Source organism: Brevibacterium ammoniilyticum, assembly GCF_038429965.1.
Classification (GTDB): Bacteria; Actinomycetota; Actinomycetes; order Actinomycetales; family Brevibacteriaceae; genus Brevibacterium; species Brevibacterium ammoniilyticum.
The window spans coordinates 20,383-40,225 of the sequence record NZ_BAABNP010000008.1; the positions used below are offsets into that span (position 1 = coordinate 20,383).

17 protein-coding genes are annotated in these 19,843 nt (G+C 68.0%); 10 read left to right on the top strand and 7 right to left on the bottom strand.

Features of this window, described 5'->3' with window-relative positions; genetic code table 11:
- Window positions 1–99 precede the first annotated feature (99 nt).
- Window positions 100–606 carry a DUF4188 domain-containing protein gene (locus AAHA49_RS10700; RefSeq protein ID WP_342038261.1) on the bottom strand — a complete coding sequence of 169 codons (507 nt, stop codon included), beginning with the start codon at window positions 604–606 and terminating at the stop codon, window positions 100–102.
- A 138-nt stretch (window positions 607–744) separates the two neighbouring features.
- Between AAHA49_RS10700 and AAHA49_RS10705 the strand changes: the two genes are divergently transcribed.
- Window positions 745–1,392 (top strand): MerR family transcriptional regulator, encoded by a 648-nt coding sequence (locus tag AAHA49_RS10705; protein WP_342038262.1) that lies wholly within the window; start codon window positions 745–747, stop codon window positions 1,390–1,392.
- 52 nt (window positions 1,393–1,444) lie between these two features.
- Here the strand turns inward: AAHA49_RS10705 and AAHA49_RS10710 are convergent, their stop codons facing one another.
- Genes AAHA49_RS10710 through AAHA49_RS10720 form a run of 3 tightly spaced genes read right to left on the bottom strand, consistent with a single transcriptional unit; the run spans window position 1,445 to window position 3,579 of the window.
- The gene (locus AAHA49_RS10710; protein WP_342038263.1) at window positions 1,445–2,221 is read right to left on the bottom strand and encodes a DUF3152 domain-containing protein; all 777 of its coding nucleotides are present in this window, start codon (window positions 2,219–2,221) and stop codon (window positions 1,445–1,447) included.
- Between the two features lie 57 nt (window positions 2,222–2,278).
- Window positions 2,279–2,941: a VOC family protein gene (locus AAHA49_RS10715; RefSeq protein WP_342038264.1), complete on the bottom strand. Its 663-nt coding sequence runs from the start codon at window positions 2,939–2,941 to the stop codon at window positions 2,279–2,281.
- Entirely contained in the window at window positions 2,929–3,579 is a 651-nt protein-coding gene (locus AAHA49_RS10720; protein ID WP_342038265.1) for a VOC family protein, read from the bottom strand. Before AAHA49_RS10720 ends, AAHA49_RS10715 begins: the two co-directional genes overlap by 13 nt.
- A gap of 224 nt (window positions 3,580–3,803) precedes the next feature.
- Between AAHA49_RS10720 and AAHA49_RS10725 the strand changes: the two genes are divergently transcribed.
- From AAHA49_RS10725 to AAHA49_RS10750, 6 genes are read left to right on the top strand one after another with little or no spacing between them, the layout of a single operon-like run.
- Window positions 3,804–5,507 (top strand): TIGR04028 family ABC transporter substrate-binding protein, encoded by a 1,704-nt coding sequence (locus AAHA49_RS10725; protein WP_342038266.1) that lies wholly within the window; start codon window positions 3,804–3,806, stop codon window positions 5,505–5,507.
- Window positions 5,508–5,509: 2 nt separating this feature from the next.
- Window positions 5,510–6,784, top strand: a complete 1,275-nt coding sequence (locus AAHA49_RS10730) for an ABC transporter permease (RefSeq protein WP_342038267.1) — start codon at window positions 5,510–5,512, stop codon at window positions 6,782–6,784.
- Complete coding sequence (locus tag AAHA49_RS10735) at window positions 6,781–7,677, top strand: ABC transporter permease (protein ID WP_342038268.1); 897 nt, start codon at window positions 6,781–6,783, stop codon at window positions 7,675–7,677. Before AAHA49_RS10730 ends, AAHA49_RS10735 begins: the two co-directional genes overlap by 4 nt.
- Entirely contained in the window at window positions 7,674–9,455 is a 1,782-nt protein-coding gene (locus AAHA49_RS10740; protein WP_342038269.1) for a dipeptide ABC transporter ATP-binding protein, read from the top strand. Before AAHA49_RS10735 ends, AAHA49_RS10740 begins: the two co-directional genes overlap by 4 nt.
- A gap of 8 nt (window positions 9,456–9,463) precedes the next feature.
- Window positions 9,464–10,627: a putative FMN-dependent luciferase-like monooxygenase gene (locus tag AAHA49_RS10745; protein WP_342038270.1), complete on the top strand. Its 1,164-nt coding sequence runs from the start codon at window positions 9,464–9,466 to the stop codon at window positions 10,625–10,627.
- Window position 10,628: 1 nt separating this feature from the next.
- Window positions 10,629–12,011 carry an alkylhydroperoxidase domain protein gene (locus AAHA49_RS10750; RefSeq protein WP_342038271.1) on the top strand — a complete coding sequence of 461 codons (1,383 nt, stop codon included), beginning with the start codon at window positions 10,629–10,631 and terminating at the stop codon, window positions 12,009–12,011.
- A gap of 98 nt (window positions 12,012–12,109) precedes the next feature.
- Here the strand turns inward: AAHA49_RS10750 and AAHA49_RS10755 are convergent, their stop codons facing one another.
- A complete protein-coding gene (locus AAHA49_RS10755; RefSeq protein WP_342038272.1) occupies window positions 12,110–12,640 on the bottom strand; it encodes a DUF779 domain-containing protein in 531 nt (176 codons plus the stop codon).
- 827 nt (window positions 12,641–13,467) lie between these two features.
- Between AAHA49_RS10755 and AAHA49_RS10760 the strand changes: the two genes are divergently transcribed.
- On the top strand, window positions 13,468–15,786 hold the full coding sequence (locus tag AAHA49_RS10760) for an HNH endonuclease signature motif containing protein (RefSeq protein ID WP_342038273.1): 2,319 nt from the start codon (window positions 13,468–13,470) through the stop codon (window positions 15,784–15,786).
- Window positions 15,787–15,820: 34 nt separating this feature from the next.
- Here AAHA49_RS10760 and AAHA49_RS10765 read toward each other — a convergent pair whose 3' ends face one another.
- Window positions 15,821–16,939 carry a GlxA family transcriptional regulator gene (locus tag AAHA49_RS10765; RefSeq protein ID WP_342038274.1) on the bottom strand — a complete coding sequence of 373 codons (1,119 nt, stop codon included), beginning with the start codon at window positions 16,937–16,939 and terminating at the stop codon, window positions 15,821–15,823.
- Between the two features lie 161 nt (window positions 16,940–17,100).
- Between AAHA49_RS10765 and AAHA49_RS10770 the strand changes: the two genes are divergently transcribed.
- Complete coding sequence (locus AAHA49_RS10770) at window positions 17,101–18,093, top strand: alpha/beta hydrolase (protein ID WP_342038275.1); 993 nt, start codon at window positions 17,101–17,103, stop codon at window positions 18,091–18,093.
- Window positions 18,094–18,380: 287 nt separating this feature from the next.
- The gene (locus AAHA49_RS10775) at window positions 18,381–18,614 is read left to right on the top strand and encodes a hypothetical protein (RefSeq protein ID WP_339393064.1); all 234 of its coding nucleotides are present in this window, start codon (window positions 18,381–18,383) and stop codon (window positions 18,612–18,614) included.
- 78 nt (window positions 18,615–18,692) lie between these two features.
- On the opposite strand, the gene AAHA49_RS10780 is transcribed toward AAHA49_RS10775, so the two are convergent.
- Window positions 18,693–19,754, bottom strand: a complete 1,062-nt coding sequence (locus AAHA49_RS10780) for an AI-2E family transporter (protein WP_339393065.1) — start codon at window positions 19,752–19,754, stop codon at window positions 18,693–18,695.
- Between the last annotated feature and the right edge of the window lie 89 nt (window positions 19,755–19,843).

The following is a 19,843-nucleotide window of genomic DNA, read 5'->3' on the forward strand; positions in this document are numbered from 1 at the left end:
TAAGTCCTTTGACCCAATCAACGAGAATCACTTCGGGGTTATTCCCCGCTCGAATCCGAGCGTGAGCGAGGTCTCCGCAGGCTCCTCCGCGACGGCAGCTCACCGGTCCCGGCGGGCCTGCCGGTCGCGGGCGCGGGCGCTGCGCGGACCGACCGGGCGGGTGCCGACGGCCTTCGCGAGGCCGAGCGGCGGAGTGCCGACGTACATCGACTCGGCCCCGTCGACGGGGAAGGTCTCGTGCCAGACGCCGACGGCGTTCGGTGCCGAGCGGGCCCGTTTGTTGAAGGCCGTCCACGCCGGTCGGTGCTTCGCCGCCGGGTCGGCGGCGTAGGCGTAGAGCTTCTCGAGCGAGTCCCAGTACTGGACGAGCCAGGGCCCACGTGGGTCGAACACGAGTCGGTAGCCGCGCATTCCCGAGTCCGGATCCGCGGAGAGCTCGGCGAGCATCCGCGGCATCGCGGTGAAGACCGGCACCCAGAGGTCCGGGCGCCACCACTGCCGGATCCGCATGCCGATGATGAAGACGACGAGTTCGCCGTCGTAGTCGTGGGTGAGCTTCTCCGGCCCGACGTTCGAGCCCTGCTGCATGGTCGCTTTGGTCGTCATCGCCTTCTCCTGACATACTGGATACCTGAACTCTCCAATATTGGATACCTTCACTTTCCAATATGGCGGGCGATTCTGTCAAGGGGCGAATTCCACGGACAGTCGCAGCCCGTGACCGGTCGACGAAACGAGGTCCGCATGCGCATCTCCGAGCTCTCGCGTCGCACCGACGTTCCGGTGGCGACGATCAAGTACTACCTGCGCGAAGGACTCCTGCCACCCGGCGAGCGGACCTCGGCGACGCAGGCGGTCTACTCCGAGGCGCACGTCGACCGGCTCGAGCTCATCCGTGCGCTCCTCGGCCCGGCGAGGCTCTCGGTCGAGGCGGCGGGGCGCGTACTCAGGGTCATCGACGATCCGCCGGAGACGTTCCTCGACGTGCTCGGTGCTGCGCAGACGGCGACGGCCCCGACGGGTGCATCCGGCACGGCCTCCGACGAGGACCCGGACCTCGGCCCTGCCCGAGAGCTCGTCGCCGAACTCGGCTGGACGGTCGATCCGGGCAGCGTCGAACTCACTCAGCTCGCGAGCGCTCTACGCGCGGTCGAGGCCGGTGGCATCGATGTCGTCGACGGCGGATTGGCGCGCTACGGGCGTACGGTCCATGATCTCGCCCAGGCGGAGGTCGCGACCGTGCCGACCGACGAGATCTCCCGAGCCGTCCGCCAGTCGGTCCTCGGCACGGTCCTTCTCGAACCGGTGCTGCTGTCTCTGCGCCGGCTGGCCCAGCAGGACGTCGCGGGCCGCCTCTTCACCGACGCGGAACACCCGGACCGGGCGGACTGACCGCCCAGCAGGCTGCCCCTGAAACGGTCCGGCTGGCAGTTCGACGAACGAGCTACCCCTTCGACGGCCACCCGTTGGGTGTGCAGCCCTGGAGACCCTTCGTCTGCTGCTGCATGAGCGGAGCGGTCTTGCCCTTGCCCGGGCATGACTTGTGTCCGTGGCCGAGCGCATGCCCGACCTCGTGGTTGATGAGGTACTGCCGGTACTGCGTGAGGTCGTCGAACTCCTTCGTCGCACTCACCCAGCGTTTGGCGTTGAGGATGACGTTGGGTCCGTTGCGGCACGAGAGCTTGCCCAGGGTCTTCAGCGGCAGGCACATCTCGTCGACGGTGTTCGGGCTCGCGATGCTGATCATCGCGTCCTGGCCCTTGTCGACGAGTTCGATCGAGACGCCGTCCATGTCCTGCCAGCCACGCTTGTCCTGGAGGGTGTCGATGACGAAGGCGGCCGCCTCGTCGACGTCGATGGGCAGGTTGTCCTCGACACGCAGGGCGACCTTGAACGACCGGCCTCCTTCGCGATTGGGTCCGACCTCCTCGGCGGGCCGATTCCACGACCCGCTGCCCTTCATGTCGATGTCATCTTCGCTGACATCCTCCCCGCCGCCGGACGACTCGGTCGGCTTCTCGGTCGGTTCGCGGGGTTCGGTGACCGCGGGGGCCGCGATCGTCTCGACGACCTGCGGGGTCCTGCGGGTCTCCGTCGGTTCTTCGGCGGGCGCGCAGGCGCTCACGGCGGTGAGGAGGACTGCAACGGCCATCGCCGAGGCGGCACGGCCGATCCGTGCAGAGCGCGGACCGTTCTCTGTGACAGGGAGGGGCGGAATCACACCTGCGAGTCTAACCGCGAGGCCCGCTCCTCCGCGGGACCTCAAGGTGAATACCGCTCAGAAGGCGAGTTCCCCGCCCGGACCCCGCAGACGAGCACGCAGTCGGAACTCAGGTCCGGCCACCACCTCGGTGTCGGAGGCTCCGAGCACCTCAAGGGCGAAACGAGTGCGATCGGGTTCGGGCGATTCGATGGCGAAGCCGAGCAGTTCAAGGCTCGGCAGCTCACCCTCGGCGGGATGCCGCGAGAGCCCCCAGTCGATGAGGAACGGCTGTGTGCCCTCGCCCGGCAGGGGCGCCCGGGAGGTCAGCTGCCACTCGAGCAGCTCACCGTCGGCGGTCTCGCGGGACATGTCGCGGACCTCGCCGACATCGACGCCTTCGGTGTTCGCGGCAGCTACCTTCGCGGCGAATGCCGGCGGGTGGATCGCCCACGTCTGCAGCCGCGGCGTCGTCGCCAGGTGCGCGTCGAGAGGCAGGGTGCCGTCTGCGGGCCTCTCCTGTTCCGGGTCGGGTCCGAGGATCTCGAGATAGGTCCGAGCCCCCGCTTCCCAACCGGCCGGTGCGAGCCCGATGAGGAAGTTCGCGGTCCCGAGCCCGGGATGCCGGCCGCCCGGCACGGCGCGCACCCTGGTGGTCGCCTCGATCTCGGCGACGGCGGCCGACAGGTCGGGGACGGTGACGACGAGGTGGTCGAGATGTGCGGGAATCAGAGGATCCATGGTCCGCGGGGTCCTTCCAGTCGTGTGTGCAGGGAGTCGGCCTCGCCCTCTTCGACCTCGATCCTCGCATCAAGGGCCGCGAGGACGGCGCGAGGTTCGGCCGGGTCGGGGCTCGTCGCCCAGAACTGCGCGAGGCTCACGCTCGGCATGTCCCGGCTCGCCGGGTGCGGCGAGTCCAGCCAGTCGATGAGGAACGGCTGGATGCCGCCGAGGGCGAGCGGGATCCGCCGCGTCAGCCGCCATCGCAGCGTCTCACCCTCCGGTGTCCGCCTCGTCATGTCGTGGACCTCGCCGAGGTCGACCGCCGGATCGCTCGCACCTGCGGCTGCCGCGACGGCCCCGTCGAAGTCGCTCGGGTGGATCGCCCACCGCTGCACGATGGGTGCGCTCACCCCGCCCAGGCGGGGTGCGGAGAGCTGCGGATCCTGGTCGGGGTCGGGCCCGAGGATCTCGAGATAGGCGCGCCGGGCGCGAGTGCCGCCGATGTCGAGACCGAGCAGCGCATTGGCCGTCCCGAGCCCCGGATGCACTCCGCCGGGGACCGGACGAACCCCCAGCACGGCTTCACATTGCTCAACACTTTCGGCGAGATTCGGGACGGCGATGACGAGATGATCGAAGTCGGCAGGCAGCATCATGTCTCAATATTAAGGCACAGATTGACAGCTTTCGCCCTTATGGGATTGACTCATGGCATGCAGACGACCTCCCGCCGCGCCACATGTCGAACCATGATGTGCGCCGACATGGAATTGATGCCACGCGTCGATTGTTGAGCTAAACAGCTCCGATCCGCGACGTCGACACCCTGCCATCTGCTCTCCGGACACCTCCGTCCCACCTGCTCGAAGGACACCCACGCATGATCTCCGCTCCTCCCGCCTCGGCGGCACCCGCCTCGGCGAGGCAGACGACCACCCGCCGCAGCATCCTCGGCGTCGGACTCGGACTCGGCACCTTCCTCACGCTCAGCGCCTGCACACCCACGGACACCGACCCGCTCAGCGGCGGCTCACCCGTCGACGGCGGGGTGCTCACGTACTTCGAACCGCAGACGTGGACGCTGCTCTACCCACCGTCCGTCGGCTTCTACCCCAACGGCGGGATCATGAACAACATCGCAGCCCGCCTGCTCTGGCAGGACCCGGAGACCCTTGAACTCCACCCGTGGCTGGCGGCAGCGCTGCCCGAGGTCAACGCCGATGCCACGCAGTACACGTTCACCCTGCGTCCGGGCGTGACCTACTCCGACGGGTCGCCGCTCACCCCGGCCAATGTGGCGAAGAACTTCGATCTCTTCGGCCGCGGCGACGAAGCCCGTACCTTGCCGGTGTCCGAGCAGATCTCGAACTACGACCGCAGCGAGGTCCTCGACGCGTCCCGAGTCCGCTTCCACTTCACCGCACCCTCCCCCGGCTTCGCCCAGGCGACGTCGACGATGAATGCGGGCCTCCTCGCCGATTCGACCCTCGACCTCGACGCCGAGGGCTTCGGGCCGGGAAGCGCGACGAAGATCCACACCGCAGGCCCCTTCTACATCAGTGCCGAGACGATCGGGCAGAAGCTCTCCGTCCGCGCCCGCGAAGACTACGATTGGGCGCCCCCGCATCTTAAGCATCAGGGCAGGGCCTACCTCGACGGCATCGACTACCTCGTCAACAATGAGTACTCGGTGCGGATCGGCGCGGTGCTCTCCGGGCAGGCCGACGGGGTCCGCGACGTCCAGGCACCCGACGAGACGCGGGTGAAGGAGCAGGGTCTCCGCCTCTATGCGAAGGCGACGAACGGGATCAACAACAGCATCAACTTCCGATTCCGCACGGACCTGCTCTCCGACATCCGCGTCCGGCAGGCCCTCATCTCGGCCATCGACCGGCAGGAGATCGTCGACAAGCTCTTCACCCCGAACTACCCGCTTGCCACCGGCCTGCTGGCCAAGGGAGCGATGGGGTACAAGGACCAGTCGGGGTCGTGGACCTATGACCCCGCCGAGGCGAACCGTCTCCTCGACGAGGCCGGTTGGCAGGCGACCTCCAGCGGGTACCGGAGCAAGGACGGGCAGGTGCTGGCGCTGACCGTCAACACGGCCCTGCCCCAACCCCGGTCGAACGAGGTCCAGACCCTCATCCAACAGCAGCTGCGCCGCGTCGGAGTGCGGCTGACGATCAACCCGGGCGACCAGGCGAAGCAGACGCTCGACGCCTTGGAGCTCGACCGCGTCCAGATCTATCACTCGATGGTCGCCCGCGCCGACTACGACAACCTGCGCTCGAACTACTCCTCGGTCAACCGGGACGTCTTCCTCAACGCCGCCGGCCGTGATGACGCCCCTGACAGCAGCGTCGACCCGGAGATCGACCGGCTCCTCGAGACGCTCGCCTCCGAACCGGAGACGACGAGGCGCCAGGCCGCCGCCGAGGCGGTCCAGGACTACCTCGTCGACCAGGCCTACGTCCTCCCGTTCTTCGAGGAGCCTCAGGTGTTCGCGTTCCGCCGTCGCGTCCGCGGCTTCGCGACCGAACCCGTGGGCCGTCCCGACTTCTACAGCACTTGGATTGCGAGCTGACGATGATCGACCTCAGATACCTCCTGCTGCGGCTGGGCCAGGCCGTGCTCGTCCTGCTGCTCGCGTTCACTGCGGCCTTCATCCTCCTCTCCGCCATCCCCGGCGACGGGGTCACCGCGCGCTTCGCCGATCCCGCACTCGGGCTCTCCGCCGAACAGGTCGCGGCCATCCGCGCCGAGACCGGTGCCGACGCCCCGCTGATCTCCCGCTACCTCATCACTCTGGGCGGCTTCCTCACCGGGAACTTCGGGTTCTCCGTCCAGACAGGCGCGGCCGTGTCGACGATCATCGCCGCGGCTCTGCCTTCGACGATCGCCCTGGCCGTGTCCGGTTTCCTCACCGCCGTCGTCCTCGGCGTGCTCATCGCGGTGTTCGCGACCTACGGCCCGGCGACGGGACCGCGGGCGTGGGTGCGGCAGGTGCTCGACTCGGTGCCGAGCCTCTTCATCTCCATTCCCGTGTTCTGGCTGGGCATCCTCCTCATCCAGGTGTTCTCCTTCCAGCTCGGGATCGTCTCCGTCGTCTCCCCCGGCCCTGCCGAGGCGCTCATCCTGCCCACGCTCACCGTGGCGGTCCCGCTCTCAGCCCCGATCGCCCAGGTCCTCATCCGCTCGATCACCGAGGTCAAGGCCGCAGGCTTCGTCAAGGTCACTGCGGCCAAGGGCGCCTCGGAGCGGTGGATCCTCATCCACACCGTGGCCCGCAACGCCCTGTTGCCGGGACTGACGATCGTCGGGCTGATCTTCGGCGAACTCGTCGCCGGGGCCGTCGTCACCGAGACGGTCTTCGGCCGCAACGGCATCGGTCAGATCACCGCGCAGGCGGTGACGAACCGCGACAACCCGATCCTGCTCGCCGTCGTCGTCATCGCGACTCTCGGCTATGTCGTCATCAATCTCGCTGTCGACCTCCTCTATCCCGTCATCGATGTCCGCCTGCGCCGGACCCCAGCGGCCGCCTCGGCGAAAGCGGGCACCGCGGGCAGGGCAGGCACCGCGGCCCACGCGACCGCAACAGGCCCGGCCCGCGCGACCGCCACCTCGGCGAACGACTCCGACCCGGTCAGCTCCACCGGCGCGGTGCCGGACGCCGCAACTCGAGCGGCGTTGACGGCCAGCGCCGGCAGCGTCGGAGTCAGCCTCGACTGGGACGAGTCACCCGTCACCGACCCCATCGCAACCGACACCGCCCCTCCCGAGACCGGCTCCGTCACCGGCCCTTCCAGTACGGACAGAGTCGCATACGGCACTGACACGAAGGGAACGAGGACCTCATGAGTTTCATCTCCAGCCTCACCCGCACCGGCCCCAACACCCGCCGCGTGGACCGCTCCACCTCGGGCCGCCCCGGCCGCACCACCCGCCGCACCTCGGGCACCCTCATCGGCCCGGCCACCGTCGTCTCCGGTCTCGTCCTCCTCGTCACCGTGCTCTGGGCACTCGTGCCCGGCCTGTTCACGCAGTACGACCCCAACGACGGCGGAACCACTCCGGCACTCCTCGCGCCGAGCCTCGAGCACTGGTTCGGCACCGACCAGACGGGCCGCGACGTCTTCACCCGCGTCGTCTACGGCGCCTCCCAGTCTCTGCTCGCCGCCCTCGTCGCCGTCGGCGTCGGACTCGTCGTGGGCACGAGCATCGGACTCATCGCAGGCACCCGCCGCGGTTGGATCGACGACGTCCTCATGCGTGCCGTCGACGTGCTCCTCTCGATCCCGGCGATCCTGCTCAGCCTCTCGATCGTCATCGTCCTCGGCTTCGGCACGATCAACGCAGCCATCGCCGTCGGGGTCACCGCGATCGCGCAGTTCGCCCGGCTCGCCCGCTCCCAGGCGGTGCGGATCAACACGAGCGACTTCGTCACCGCCGCCTACGGGTCCGGTGGCACGTACGCCTCGGTGCTCGTCCGCCACATCCTGCCGAACTCGCTCTCCCCTGTCCTCACGCTCGCCGTCCTCCAGATCGGCTCGGCGATCCTGCAGATCTCCACGCTCGGCTTCCTCGGCTACGGCACGCCCCCGCCGACCCCGGAATGGGGCCTCATCATCGCCGAAGGTCGCAACTTCGTCGCCACCGCATGGTGGCTGACGGTGCTGCCGGGCCTCGTCGTCATGGCGATCGTCCTGTCCACCCACCAGATCGGCAACACCCTGCGAAAGGCGACATCATGACCTCCGTCCTCGCTCCCGATTCCCTGCTGTCCGTGCGCGGGCTCACCGTCGACTATGCCCGCCGAGGCGGTGCCGGCGAACCCGCCGTCGACGACCTCGACCTCACCGTCCGTCCCGGACACGTGACCGCCGTCGTCGGCGAATCCGGGTCGGGCAAGTCGACGACGGCCAACGCGGTCCTGGGTCTCCTGCCGGAGAACGCAAAGGTGAACTCCGGGTCGATCCACCTCGGCGAGGTGGCCCTCGATTCCCTGTCCCAGCGGGCCTGGCGGGACGTCCGGGGTGCGCAGATCGGCTACGTTCCGCAGGATCCCGGCAGCTCGCTCAATCCGCTCCGCACCGTGGGGGCCTCCGTCGCCGAGGCGCTGCGCATCCACCGCCGGGCAGACCGCCGTTCCGCACGCGCCCAGGTCATCGACCTGCTCGAGCGCGTCGGCATCGACCGTCCGCAGCTGCGGGCCGATCAGTACCCGCACGAGCTCTCCGGCGGCATGCGCCAGCGCGTGCTCATCGCCGCCGCCATCGCCCTGCAGCCCCGGCTGCTCATCGCCGACGAACCGACCTCGGCACTCGATGTCACGGTGCAGAAGCGCATCCTCGACCTCCTCGACGAACTGCGCGCCGAGACGGGAATGGGCGTCCTCCTCATCACCCACGACCTCGCGGTCGCCGGTGAGCGCGCCGATGAGGTCGTCGTCATGCGCTCGGGCCGGGTCGTCGAAACGGGCACGGCCGCGCAGATCTTCTCCCACCCTGCCACCGAGTACACCGCACGACTGCTTGCCGACGCTCCTGCCCTGCAGGCCACGGCCCCGCGTGCTCGTGCGATCGAGACGTCGTCGGTGCCGTTCGTCGCCGTGAGCGGGCTGACGCAGATCTACGCCGAGGCTGATGCGGGCACCGAGGATGCCGGCTCCGCCGCTGCCGGTCCCGCACCGGTCATCGGCGTCGAGGACGTCTCGTTCACGGTCGCCCGCGGGACCACCCACGGCATCGTCGGCGAATCCGGGTCGGGGAAGACGACGACAGGCAAGGCCCTGGCCGGGGTCATCACCCCGCAGGCCGGGTCGGTGCGCATCGGCGAGATCGATGCGAGCCGCCTCGGCGAGGGACGGGACCGACGGGAACGGCTGCGGGCGCTGCGACGGACGGTTCAGCTCGTCCACCAGAACCCGTACTCGGCGCTCGACCCGATGCAGTCGATCGAGGCGATCCTCATCGAACCGCTGCGCAACTTCCGCATAGGCACCCGCGCCGACCGCGAGACACGGGTCGCCGACATCCTGGACAAGGTGGCCCTGCCGACCGACTTCGTCTCCCGCCGGCCGCGGGAGCTCTCCGGCGGGCAGCTGCAGCGGGTCGCGATCGCCCGGGCGCTCATCGCCGGGCCGGAACTCGTCGTCTTCGACGAAGCGGTCTCCGCGCTCGACGTCACGGTCCAGGCGCAGATCCTCGACCTCCTCGGCGAACTGCAGGACGAGCTCGACCTCACTTATGTCTTCATCTCCCACGACCTTTCGGTGGTGCGGCAGATCGCCGATACGGTGTCGGTGATGTCCGGGGGCCACCTCGTCGAATCGGGGCCGACGGAGGACCTCTTCACCCGACCGCGGACCGCCTACACGCGGGCGCTCCTCGACGCGATCCCCCGCCCGCTCGCGATTCTCCCGTCCACCGATGCCCCGGTCGTCGGCGCCCGGACCGACGGCGCAATCGCCTCCGGTGCCGCTGCCGACGACACCCGTCCGACCGGCACCTTCGCCGCAGCAGAAAGCTGAGAACCACCATGACTGAGACCATCGCCCCCACCCTGACCTCGGGCCCGCGGCTCGGATTCTTCACCCGGCTCCTCGAGGACGCCCCCGCGGACGAGCGGTACCGGTTCGCGCTCGAGCAGATCGAGACGGCCGAGCGGTTCGGGTTCGCCACCGCCTGGGTCGCCCAACACCATTTCTCTGCGACCGAGGGCGGTCTGCCCTCCCCGCTCGTCTTCCTCTCGCATGCTGCGGCGAGGACCTCGCGGATCCGGCTGGGCACGGCCATCATCACCCTGCCGATGGAGAACGGGGTGCGCGTGGCCGAGGACGCCGCGGTCCTCGACGTGCTCGCCGAGGGTCGCGTCGAGATCGGGCTCGGTTCGGGCGGCAACCCGCGGTCGTTCCCTGCGTTCGGCACGACCTTCGGTGAGCGGCGTGAGGTCTTCGCCGACAACTTCGGCGCTCTGCGGACCCTGCTGGCCGCGGAGACCCTGCATGCCGGGGACGCACAGCGCTCCGGCGACGCACGAGCGGATGGCTACCGCCTCTATCCGCAGGCACCGGGCCTGGGAGGCCGCCTCTGGCAGGCGACGTTCTCCGCCGCCGGTGCGGGCGCGGCCGGGGCGGCCGGGGACGGTCTCATGCTCTCCCGCACGCAGCCGCGCCCGGCCGAGAACACCGGGGCCTCTCTCGACGAGGTGCAGCTGCCTGTCATCGACACCTACCTGTCCGCACTGCCCAACGGTGTAGAGCCGCGCATTCTCGCCTCACGCACCGCCGTCGTCGCCGACGCCGAGGACCTGCCGCGCCTGCGCGAGCTCACCGAACCTGCCCTGCGCGCCGAGGCGGATCGGCTCGTCGGCTACGACACCTCGGGCCTCAGCCTCGACGAGCTGCTCGCAGCGACCGACACGTACCTCGGCACGCCCGAACAGGTCATCGAGCGGTTGGCTGAGGATCGGGTGCTCTCGCGGGTGAGCGATGTCAGCTTCCAGGTCCATTCGGTGCCCGCGACGAATGAGCACACGCTGCGCTCGATCGAACTGCTCGCCACCGAGGTCGCTCCCGCGCTCGGGCTGCAGGTCGACGGTGCCGCGGGAGCTGCGGGAACGGGTGCGGGTGCCGGCGCGGGTGCCGGCGCGGGTGCCGGTACTGGCGGCGTTGGCGCTGCCGCGGCAGGATCGGCGCGCTGAGATGCCCGACATCATCAACCTCCTCGCCGGCCTCACCGACGGCGACCCGCTCGACGCCATCCGCGACCATCGCGCGCAGGCGAAGGAGAACGCGCAGCTGAGCTTCGAAGCGCTCCTCGAACCGGATGAGCCGGGCGCCTTCTCCTACCGCGACCGCTACGTCATCGCCGCGTTCACCGCGGGCCTGCTCGGGTCCGCGGCCGGGGAGGAGTTCTACCGTGATCTCCTCCGCGACGAGGACGAAGCCGCGTCGTGGACGGTCGCCGAACTCCTCGACGAGGTCGTCGTCGACCTCGACTCCCACGGTCCCGTGCGCGGACCCTTCGGCTCGTACGAGTCGGCGGCCCTGACCAGCGAGAACGTCGCGGGCCCGGAGCTGAGCATCGACGCGAACTCACGGGACACGCTTGGGGAGGCCACCTCGGCGGGGATCGAATTCGCGCACCTGCTCACCCTCCATCCCCGCGATGCCCGGCCTGAGCATCTCGCCCGTCTGCTCGCGGCCGGCTGGGACGAGGACGGGATCGTCACGCTTGCCCAGCTCGTGTCGTTCGTGAGCTTCCAGGTCCGCTTCAGCGCCGGCCTCGCCGCGCTTGCCCACGCCCCGGCCGCGGTCACGGATCCGGTGCCGCTGCGGCCGCTGACCTCGGGTGATCTTCGGGATCCCGGCGACGGTCAGGGCGCGACCGCCTCGGCGGGGTCGGGGTCGCCTGCGGTCTCGGGTCGGTCCGGGTCGACGTCGAATCCGACTGCCCTCGCCGAGGTGGGCGACCGGGTGCGCACGTACCCTGACCTGGCCAGGCCCGAGGTCTTCCAGCAGGCCGGGCTCGGCTGGGTACCGTGGATCGCGCCGGTCGCGGAGGCGGATCTCACGGAGGCTCAGCGTGAGGCGCTCATCGAGGTGGGGCGGGCGAAGAATCCGTACTTCCGGCTGCTCGCCAGGGATCCGGCGGCGCTGCGGGCGCGGACGCTGACCGATCTCGATATCTTCTTCAACGTCACCGACGGGGTCGGTCGTGCCGAGCGGGAGCTCGCGGCGACTGCGGCTTCGCGCCTCAACGGGTGCCTGTTCTGCGCGTCGATCCATTCGGATCGGGCGAGCGAGGAGTCCGGTCGCAGGGAGGTCGTCCAGCGGCTGTTGGACACGGGCACGGCAGGGCGCTCCAGCCTCGGCGATCCGGTGTGGGATGCCGTCGTCGACGCCTCGGTCGCTCTCAGTCTCACACCCTCTGCGTTCGGGCCGGAGCAGGTCGGCGCGCTGCGGGAGGCGGGGCTCGACGATGCCGACGTCGTCGACGTCATCGGTGCCGCGGCGTTCTTCAACTGGGCGAATCGCCTCATGCTCTCACTCGGCGAACCAGAGCTCATCGCGCCGGGGAAGTAGGGTCGGGCGATCGCAACCGGGCGTGCGGCGCAGCGTGATGTCCGGCGTGGTGCCCCGCCCGACGTTGTCCGATGTCCCGCGCAGTCCGGTATCCGGCGCTATCCGATGTCCATGAGCGTCGAGCGGATGATGAATCGGTTGCCGGTCGGGGATTCGACGCTGAAACCCGCTCCCCGGCCGGGGACGACGTCGACCGTGAGGTGCGTGTGCTTCCAGTATTCGAACTGCTCGGCCGACATCCAGAAGTCGATACCCGAAGTGGTCGGGCCGTCGTTCGCGCTCGACCCGTTCGCGTCGGCCTCGGGCAGGGGCAGTTCGAAGTGGCCGAGCAGGACATCGGCGTCGGAGGTGAGGAAATCGCCTTCGGGGAAGCACATCGGCGACGACCCATCGCAGCAGCCGCCCGACTGGTGGAACATCAGCTGACCGTGTTTGGCGACGAGTTCGCCGAGGAGGTCGACCGTCGCCTGCGTCATCGCCACCCGGGACTTCGTCTCCCCCTCGATCGTCGGCGTGGATTCGAGGGCGAGCGGCGCGGTTTCTTCGGTGACAACGCTGCTCTCTGCGGCCGTCCGGTCCGTCGAAATGTCGGTTGCACCGACCTTCGCGGTGTCGATCTGTTCGCTCATGACATGACCTCCATCAAGTGGTCGCACGTCGGGGCGGTGGTGCGGCGTCGCGACGGCACGCCTTCCGACTGCTGACTCTGTCGTTCCAGCCTAGGCCTCGCGCAATCCCGGAACAAGGGAACTGGAAGGGTTTGAGGGTTCCCATGTGCAAGGTCGCGAAGCCACAGACCGCAATGCCCCACGGGCTCACCACTCTCCGAAGCAGCAATCGTGAACGAGAAGCCTGACCCGTCGGCATACCGATTCTGCTGCCTGCGGACCCAGTCACGAGCCTGCGACTCGGAGGCATTGAACGGCAGAGATCCTGTCTGCGGAACATACGGGTCGGTCGACAGCTCCTGCGCCATGACGATGTCGCAATCACTGACCGCGCGGAGCGCGACGTGACCAGACGACGGCTGCGGATCCGGCCACACTGGCAGCCTGGTCGAGCTCATTTTGTTTCTCCGACCGAATGACGATGACCCGCCGGCGCCCACTTGCCCGATGAGGCGACTGTCACGGCACACCGGCCACCTGCACAGACACGTCCGCGTGATGAATAGTGCATGGCACCTCTCAGACGCCGAATCGATACCGGCTGAGTCCGGTCCGATGATCAAACTCGAGGCTGCACGCGATCTGTGCCGACCACCTCGACGTTTGCTTCCCGAGGTGCTCGATTCTCTCCATACCCGCTAGGACGATCGCCGAAAATCGCTCAGCAGAGTGAATTCATATGAATCTTAGTTCGAACCAGTTTCGAAATTTCTATTGACACAATTTGCTCTGAGGTCTAGACTGAGGGCAACGATCCACACCGATATGGAGAAGGCAGGTGAACGGCAGTGACAGACCTCGCGAACCCCGCAGGACCTGGTTCGAGTGCTGCCGATGATGAGCCGCCTGACCAGCTGATGACGCCTCCCCGCCTCGAGATCGACCCCGACTCCCCGTTCGCTGACGTCCTGGACGTCTACACGAGCAGCGACCGCGCTCAGTTCGCCGCCCTCGAGACAACCGCCTCGCTCTTCCTCGCCGAAGTCATCGATCACCTGGGCCTCATCAACCCCTCACCGGAGTCCCCGTACCAGCACGCATCACTGACCGACACCGCGATCCGCTTCGCCACCGCGAGCAAAGAAGACCACGAAGCCGACAACGCCGACGGGGACGCCGGTTCGCTCGCCGAGGCGAATGCGGAGAGCTCATCGCAACCGTCCGCCAGCTCGATGGCGGAAGGCGATTCCTCTGCAGACCCGGACCACCGAGGCGACTCCCCCTCAGAGACCCCGGACACGACGGCCCTGCCCGGCTTCCCCAGGTTCCGGGAGACCCAGACCATCGACGGATGGGTCCATATGCATTCCCACACAGAGGAGATCGGCGAGTTCACCGCCATCCTCGGCACCACCACCGCAGGCACCTACGCACACATCAACGACGCGATGACCCTGGTCCACGGCCTGCCCAAGTTCCATGCTCGGTGCCGGGCGGGAGAATTCACCATCGCCCACGTCCATGCCGCGACTCGACTGTGCAAGAACGTGCAGTTCTCCCACCTCCCCGACATCGACGATTACCTCGAATCGCGGCGCGCCGACATCACGATCGAGACGTTCAAGAAGTCGCTCGCCATGAGGGTCAGCGTCCTCGAACCCGTCGAGGAGCGCACGCGGCAGGCGTTCGAACGTCGTCGCGTCGACATCACCACCTACCCCGACGGGTCCTCGTGTCTCACCCTGACCGGGCCGTCGGCCGAGCTGCAGGCCTGCTTCCTCCGCATCGAGGCTTTCGCGAAAGCAATCCGCAACGGCAACACCGCAGCGTTCGGCGACCAGATCCCGGACGGCGCCGTCATCGAAGACGACCGCGAGATCGCGGCCCTCATGTTCGACATCTTCACCCGCACCTGCCCGCAGGTCCGCATCCAGGTCCGCACCGACGACACCGATACCGGGCAGATCGAGACCAGTGATCTGCCGATCGACCTCGAGGGCGTGAGAAATGTCGCCGACGTCGCCGACCGGATCACCGCAGCCGCCGAGGCGGTCGGCATCGACCTCGACAGCGCAGACACCGACAACCGACCTTCCGTTGCCGGCGGAACGGCTCAGAGGAATTCCGCCGCCTCGGCCAGTGTCCCTTCCGACCCTGCTGGCACCACTTCCGACCCCGCCGGTGACGCTGACCGTGGGCGCGAGCCGGCCTCCCTCGAGATCATCGATTCGGCGTTCGGGCGCATCGTTCGCACCGAACTTCCCAGCGCTCTCGCCGATGAAGACGTGAAACCCGACAGCACCGACGACCACCTCATCGGCACCGTCCGCAGGAAGGGCAGGCTGATCGACATCCTCCTCACCATGCCCACCGACGCCTACTGGCTGGCAGGGCAGGGCAAGATGATCACCACGGTCCCGTTCCTCACCCTCCTCGGGTACTCCGACCTGCCCGGCACCTTCCCCGACGGCTCGCCGATCCCCGCGGACACAGCACGCAGGATCGCCAAGGAGTGCTCCACGTGGACGCGGATCCTCACTGATCCTGCAACCGGAACCCCTGTCGACGCCAACGCCACCAGCTACTACATTCCAGCGAGGATCCGCCAGACGCTCACCGCGAAATGGCAGGCGTGCACGATGCCCGGATGCCGAAGACGCGCCGAGTCATCCGAAGTCGACCACATCATCCCCTTCAACCACGACGATCCCGCATTGGGAGGGCTGACCGTGTTCGGCAACCTTCACCCCCTGTGCAAGAAGGACCATCAGAGTAAAACCGACGGCAACTACTCCGTCGCCATGAACGACAGAGGGATCATCGAGTACCGATTCCCGCACGGAATCCGTGCGAACGTGGCTGCAGGGGACAACCCTGTCAACGTCGAGCACGCCAGGCTCATGGCGAGCGGCGAGCTCCTGGAGAGCACCGGACACACAGAGAGCGGGTCGTCGTCCGACTATGTCGATCCGCGCTTCCCACCACCTCCGCCTGAACCCGAACCTCAGCCAGGCGACGTCCGCATCGGCGAGGAGTGCCCGGGCCCCGAAGGCGGAGTCGGGACGCCAGGGTGGGTGCGACGAACTGACTCCCTGCGAACGAGCGGCAGAAAGCGGCCGGCCGCCCCTGAATGGGTGTGGGACAGTGGCGACCCACCGCCCTTCTGACCGGCCGGCTCTGCCGGCCCAGCGACCGGACTCCCTACCGCCGTTGAATCCGTCCCCCGACCAAGGTCTGACCCCGTCCTCCGACCAAGGACTTCGCGCCGAATTTCTGCCGGTAACCGGTCGGAGTCAGTCCGGTCTCGCGCAGAATGAGCCGGCGCAGAGTCGTCGGATCGTCGTATCCGACGGACCGAGCGATCGACTCGAACGTTTCGTCCGTCGTTGCCAACGCATGGTTCGCCCGTTCGACCCGCAGACACTGCACGTACTGCGTCACCGTCTTCCCCGTCGCAGCCTTGAACCGCCGCTGCAGCGTCCTCGGATGCGTCGACGTCGCAGCAGCCAGACCGCCCAGTGTCAGCGACGACCCGAGTTCCCGATCGATCGTCTCCTCGGCCAGGCGCACGACCTCGTCGTCGTGGGTCGTCGACGGAAGCTGACCCATGTATGGCAGCTGGTCCGTCCGCGGCGCATCGGCGAGCATGAACCGCGACGTGCGGATCATCATGCTCGGCCCGAACATCGACTCGACGAGAGAGAGCCCGAAGTCGAGCCACGCCATGATCCCCGCCGCCGTGATGACATCGCCCTCATCGACGACCATCCGACGCGCGTCGAGGCGCACAGCCGGGAACCGGCGAGCGAACTCCTCGGCGAACGCCCAATGCGTCGTCGCCCGGCGACGGTCGAGCAGCCCCGTCTCCGCCAGCACGAACACCCCCGCACACAGACCGCAGAGCACCGCACCCTCATCACGCCGAAGCAGAGCCCAATCACGGAGCGCGTGAGCGGCGTCCATCCCCTGCGGGGGCACCAGGCTCGGTGGGAAGACGACATGCGTGGGCGCATTCGGCGTGCCCGGATCCGAATCGAACGTGCACACGACCCCGTCGTCCGACCACTCCCAATGGCTCACCCGCGCGCCTTCCCCGCCCCGGCCGACGAGCGCCAACTGCTCATCGGCCACGCGGAAGACATCCGTGAGCCCATAGACAGCCGCGAGCTGGCACTCCCGATACCGCACGATCGCGATCTCCGGGCGACACCTGTCTGCGTTCCCCCGCCGACGACCATCGTCGCTCCTGGACTGCCGCCTGCCGTCGTTCACCAGCCCGCGACTGTCGTCATCCCCCAGGTACGTGTCGTTTGCGACCATGGCGCCATCATAGGCGCCCTCCTACTCTTGAGGAACAGGCACTCTTGAGGAACAGGCCGTTTTGAGGAACAGGCCGGTTGTCACATCGGACCGGCCTCGACGCACCTCGGAATCGCCTCGCACCACCGAAGCCGACACCGACACCGAAGGAGCCCGCTCCCATGTCAGAGATCCCCCAGCCCGTCACCCCGTTCCTCGAAACCGAAGCCAAGGAGCTCGCCGAGGCGACCGCCCCACATCCGCGCATCTACGAAGTCCCGCCGGAGGAAGGCCGGAAGATCCTCGTCGATCTCCAGAGCGGCGAAGGCGTCGAGCGCCCCGATGTCGACGAGGAATGGGTCGACGTCGACGCCGGGGAGTGGGGCACTGTGCGAACCCGCATCATCCGACCCAAGGGCGCGACCGGTGACCTGCCCGTCCTCTTCTACATCCACGGCGCCGGCTGGGTCTTCGGAGACGACAAGACCCACGACCGGCTGTTCCGCGAGCTCACGGTCGGTGCGAACGCTGTCGGCGTCTTCCCCGTCTACGACCGCGCGCCCGAGAAGAAGTACCCGACTCAGGTCGAGCAGAACTACGCCGTCGGCCAGTGGGTCGCCGCGAACGGCGCCTCCCGCGGCATGGACACCTCACGCATCGCCGTGACCGGCGAATCCGTCGGCGGTGACATGTCCGCGGTCTTCGCCCTGATGAACAAGGACCGCGGCGGGCTCGACCTCAAGGCCCAGGCCCTGCTCTACCCGGTCACCAACGCGGACTTCGACACCCCGTCCTACATCCAGTTCGCCGACGACTACTACCTCACCCGCGACGGCATGAAGTGGTTCTGGGACGCCTACACCACCGACGACGCCCAGCGGAAGGAGAAGTACGCCTCACCGCTGCAGGCCACCCTCGACGAGCTCAAGGGACTTCCGGAGACCCTCGTCATTACCGACGAAGCCGACGTCCTCCGCGACGAAGGCGAGCAGTACGCGAACAAGCTGCGCGAAGCCGGCGTCCCTGTCACCTCGCTGCGCGTGGCGGGCATGGTCCACGACTTCCTCCTCCTCGACAGCCTCCGGAACACGAAGGCCGCGAACCTTGCCCGCACCGTGGCCATCGATTTCCTCCACAACGCCCTCCACGAGGACAGCGTGCCCTTCACCGAGTGAGGCACACTCTTCACCGAGTGAAGCACCGGGGGTTCCCCGCCACGTGAAGCACACCGCTGACCGCCTGGAGAGGCGGCTGACGATCGGGCTCATCCCCACCGGCCCCCGCAGATCGTGACCCGGTCACGATCCGCGGGGGTCGTCTGAGTGTCGGCTGCCGCGAAGCATCTCTTGTCAGTGCTGTTCGAACACGGTCGTCAGTGCTGTTCGAACATGGTCGTCAGTCCTCTGCAAGCTCGGTGTTCATCCGGCTCGGATCAGCCATCGCTCGCGCTACGCTTGAGCGTATGAACAGCGACCTCAGCCCCACTCTCCGGGCCCTCCCCTACCTGCTGGGGATCACGGCCGTGGTCTTCGTCGGGTTCCCCCTCGGTCGCGATGTCGACGTCCTGCTGAGAATCGCCATCGGCGCTCTCACCTACTTTGTGACATTCGTGCTCAGCAGGTTCGTCATCGGACGCCTGGCTGACCGCAGTTCCGCTCGCAACAGCGACACAGACAGCGATCACGACGACACCTGAGCCCGGTCATCGGCCCACGCCTTCAGCTCCGCCGCTCGGCCGACGACTGACGCCGCCGACCAAGCGACACCTGAGCCCCTACTTCTTGTCCTGCGCGGGGATGATCACCTTGCGGATGATGATGAGGAACGACGCGGCCACGGGCACTGCCACGACGGCTCCGAGGACACCGCCGAGCGTGCCGCCGGCGATCGCGGCGATGATGACGAGGGCACCGGGCACCGCGACCGCGGCATTCATGATGCGCGGGCTGAGCAGGTACGCCTCGATCTGCATGTAGATGAGGTAGTAGATACCCGCCGCGATCCCCAGACCCGGGGACACCATGAGGCACGAGGCCGTGATGACGATGGCACCGGAGATCGGACCGATGAGCGGGATGAGCGAGGCGAGGAACGCGACGAACGCAAGCAGCGCCGGCAGCGGCGCCCCGATGATGGTGAGGAAGATCGCCGAGCACACGCCGTTGATGACGCCGAGCGAGAGCTGGCCGAGGACGTAGCGCCCGACCGACCGCGTGATCTCATCGGAGACCGAACCGACGGTCTCACGCGAGCTCGCAGCCACGAGCGAGAGCATCGCCGCCTTGATCGTCGGCAGGGTCACCGCGAAGTAGATCGTGAGGATGACGACGATGATGACGCCGCTGACGAAGCTGAGGATCCCCGCCCCGATCGAGACGACGCCGCCGCCCACCGACAGCACGTTCTTCGGATCCGAGACCCACGCGGTCGCACTCGAGAAGATCGAATCGACGTCGACTGCCCCGGTGAACCGGTTCTCCAGGTCCTGGACCCACTCGGTCGTCTGCAGCTTCGCGATGATCCCCGGCAGGTCGGTGATGAACTGCTGGATCTGCGAGATCACGGCCGGCGCGATGAGCAGGACGACGCCGACGACGACGCCGATGAACGCGACGACGACGAGGATGACGGCCAGGGTCCGCGACAGCTTCCGCGCCACCAGCCACTGGACGATGGGATCGAGCCCGAGGGCGAGGAACAGCGCGAGTCCGATGTAGATGAGCACGGTCCCCACCGACTGCACCGCGGTGATGAGCACAAGGGCGAGCCCGACGCCGAGGGTGCCCATGAACCCGAGTCGGAAGGCATTGGTGATGGGGAAGGATGTGCTGCTCATGCGCCCCAGTCTAGCCAGCAACCATGCGCCCTGCGGCCGCCACGCGTTAGGATCGGAGGCGTTACCTGAGAAGATCGTGAAGAAAGTGG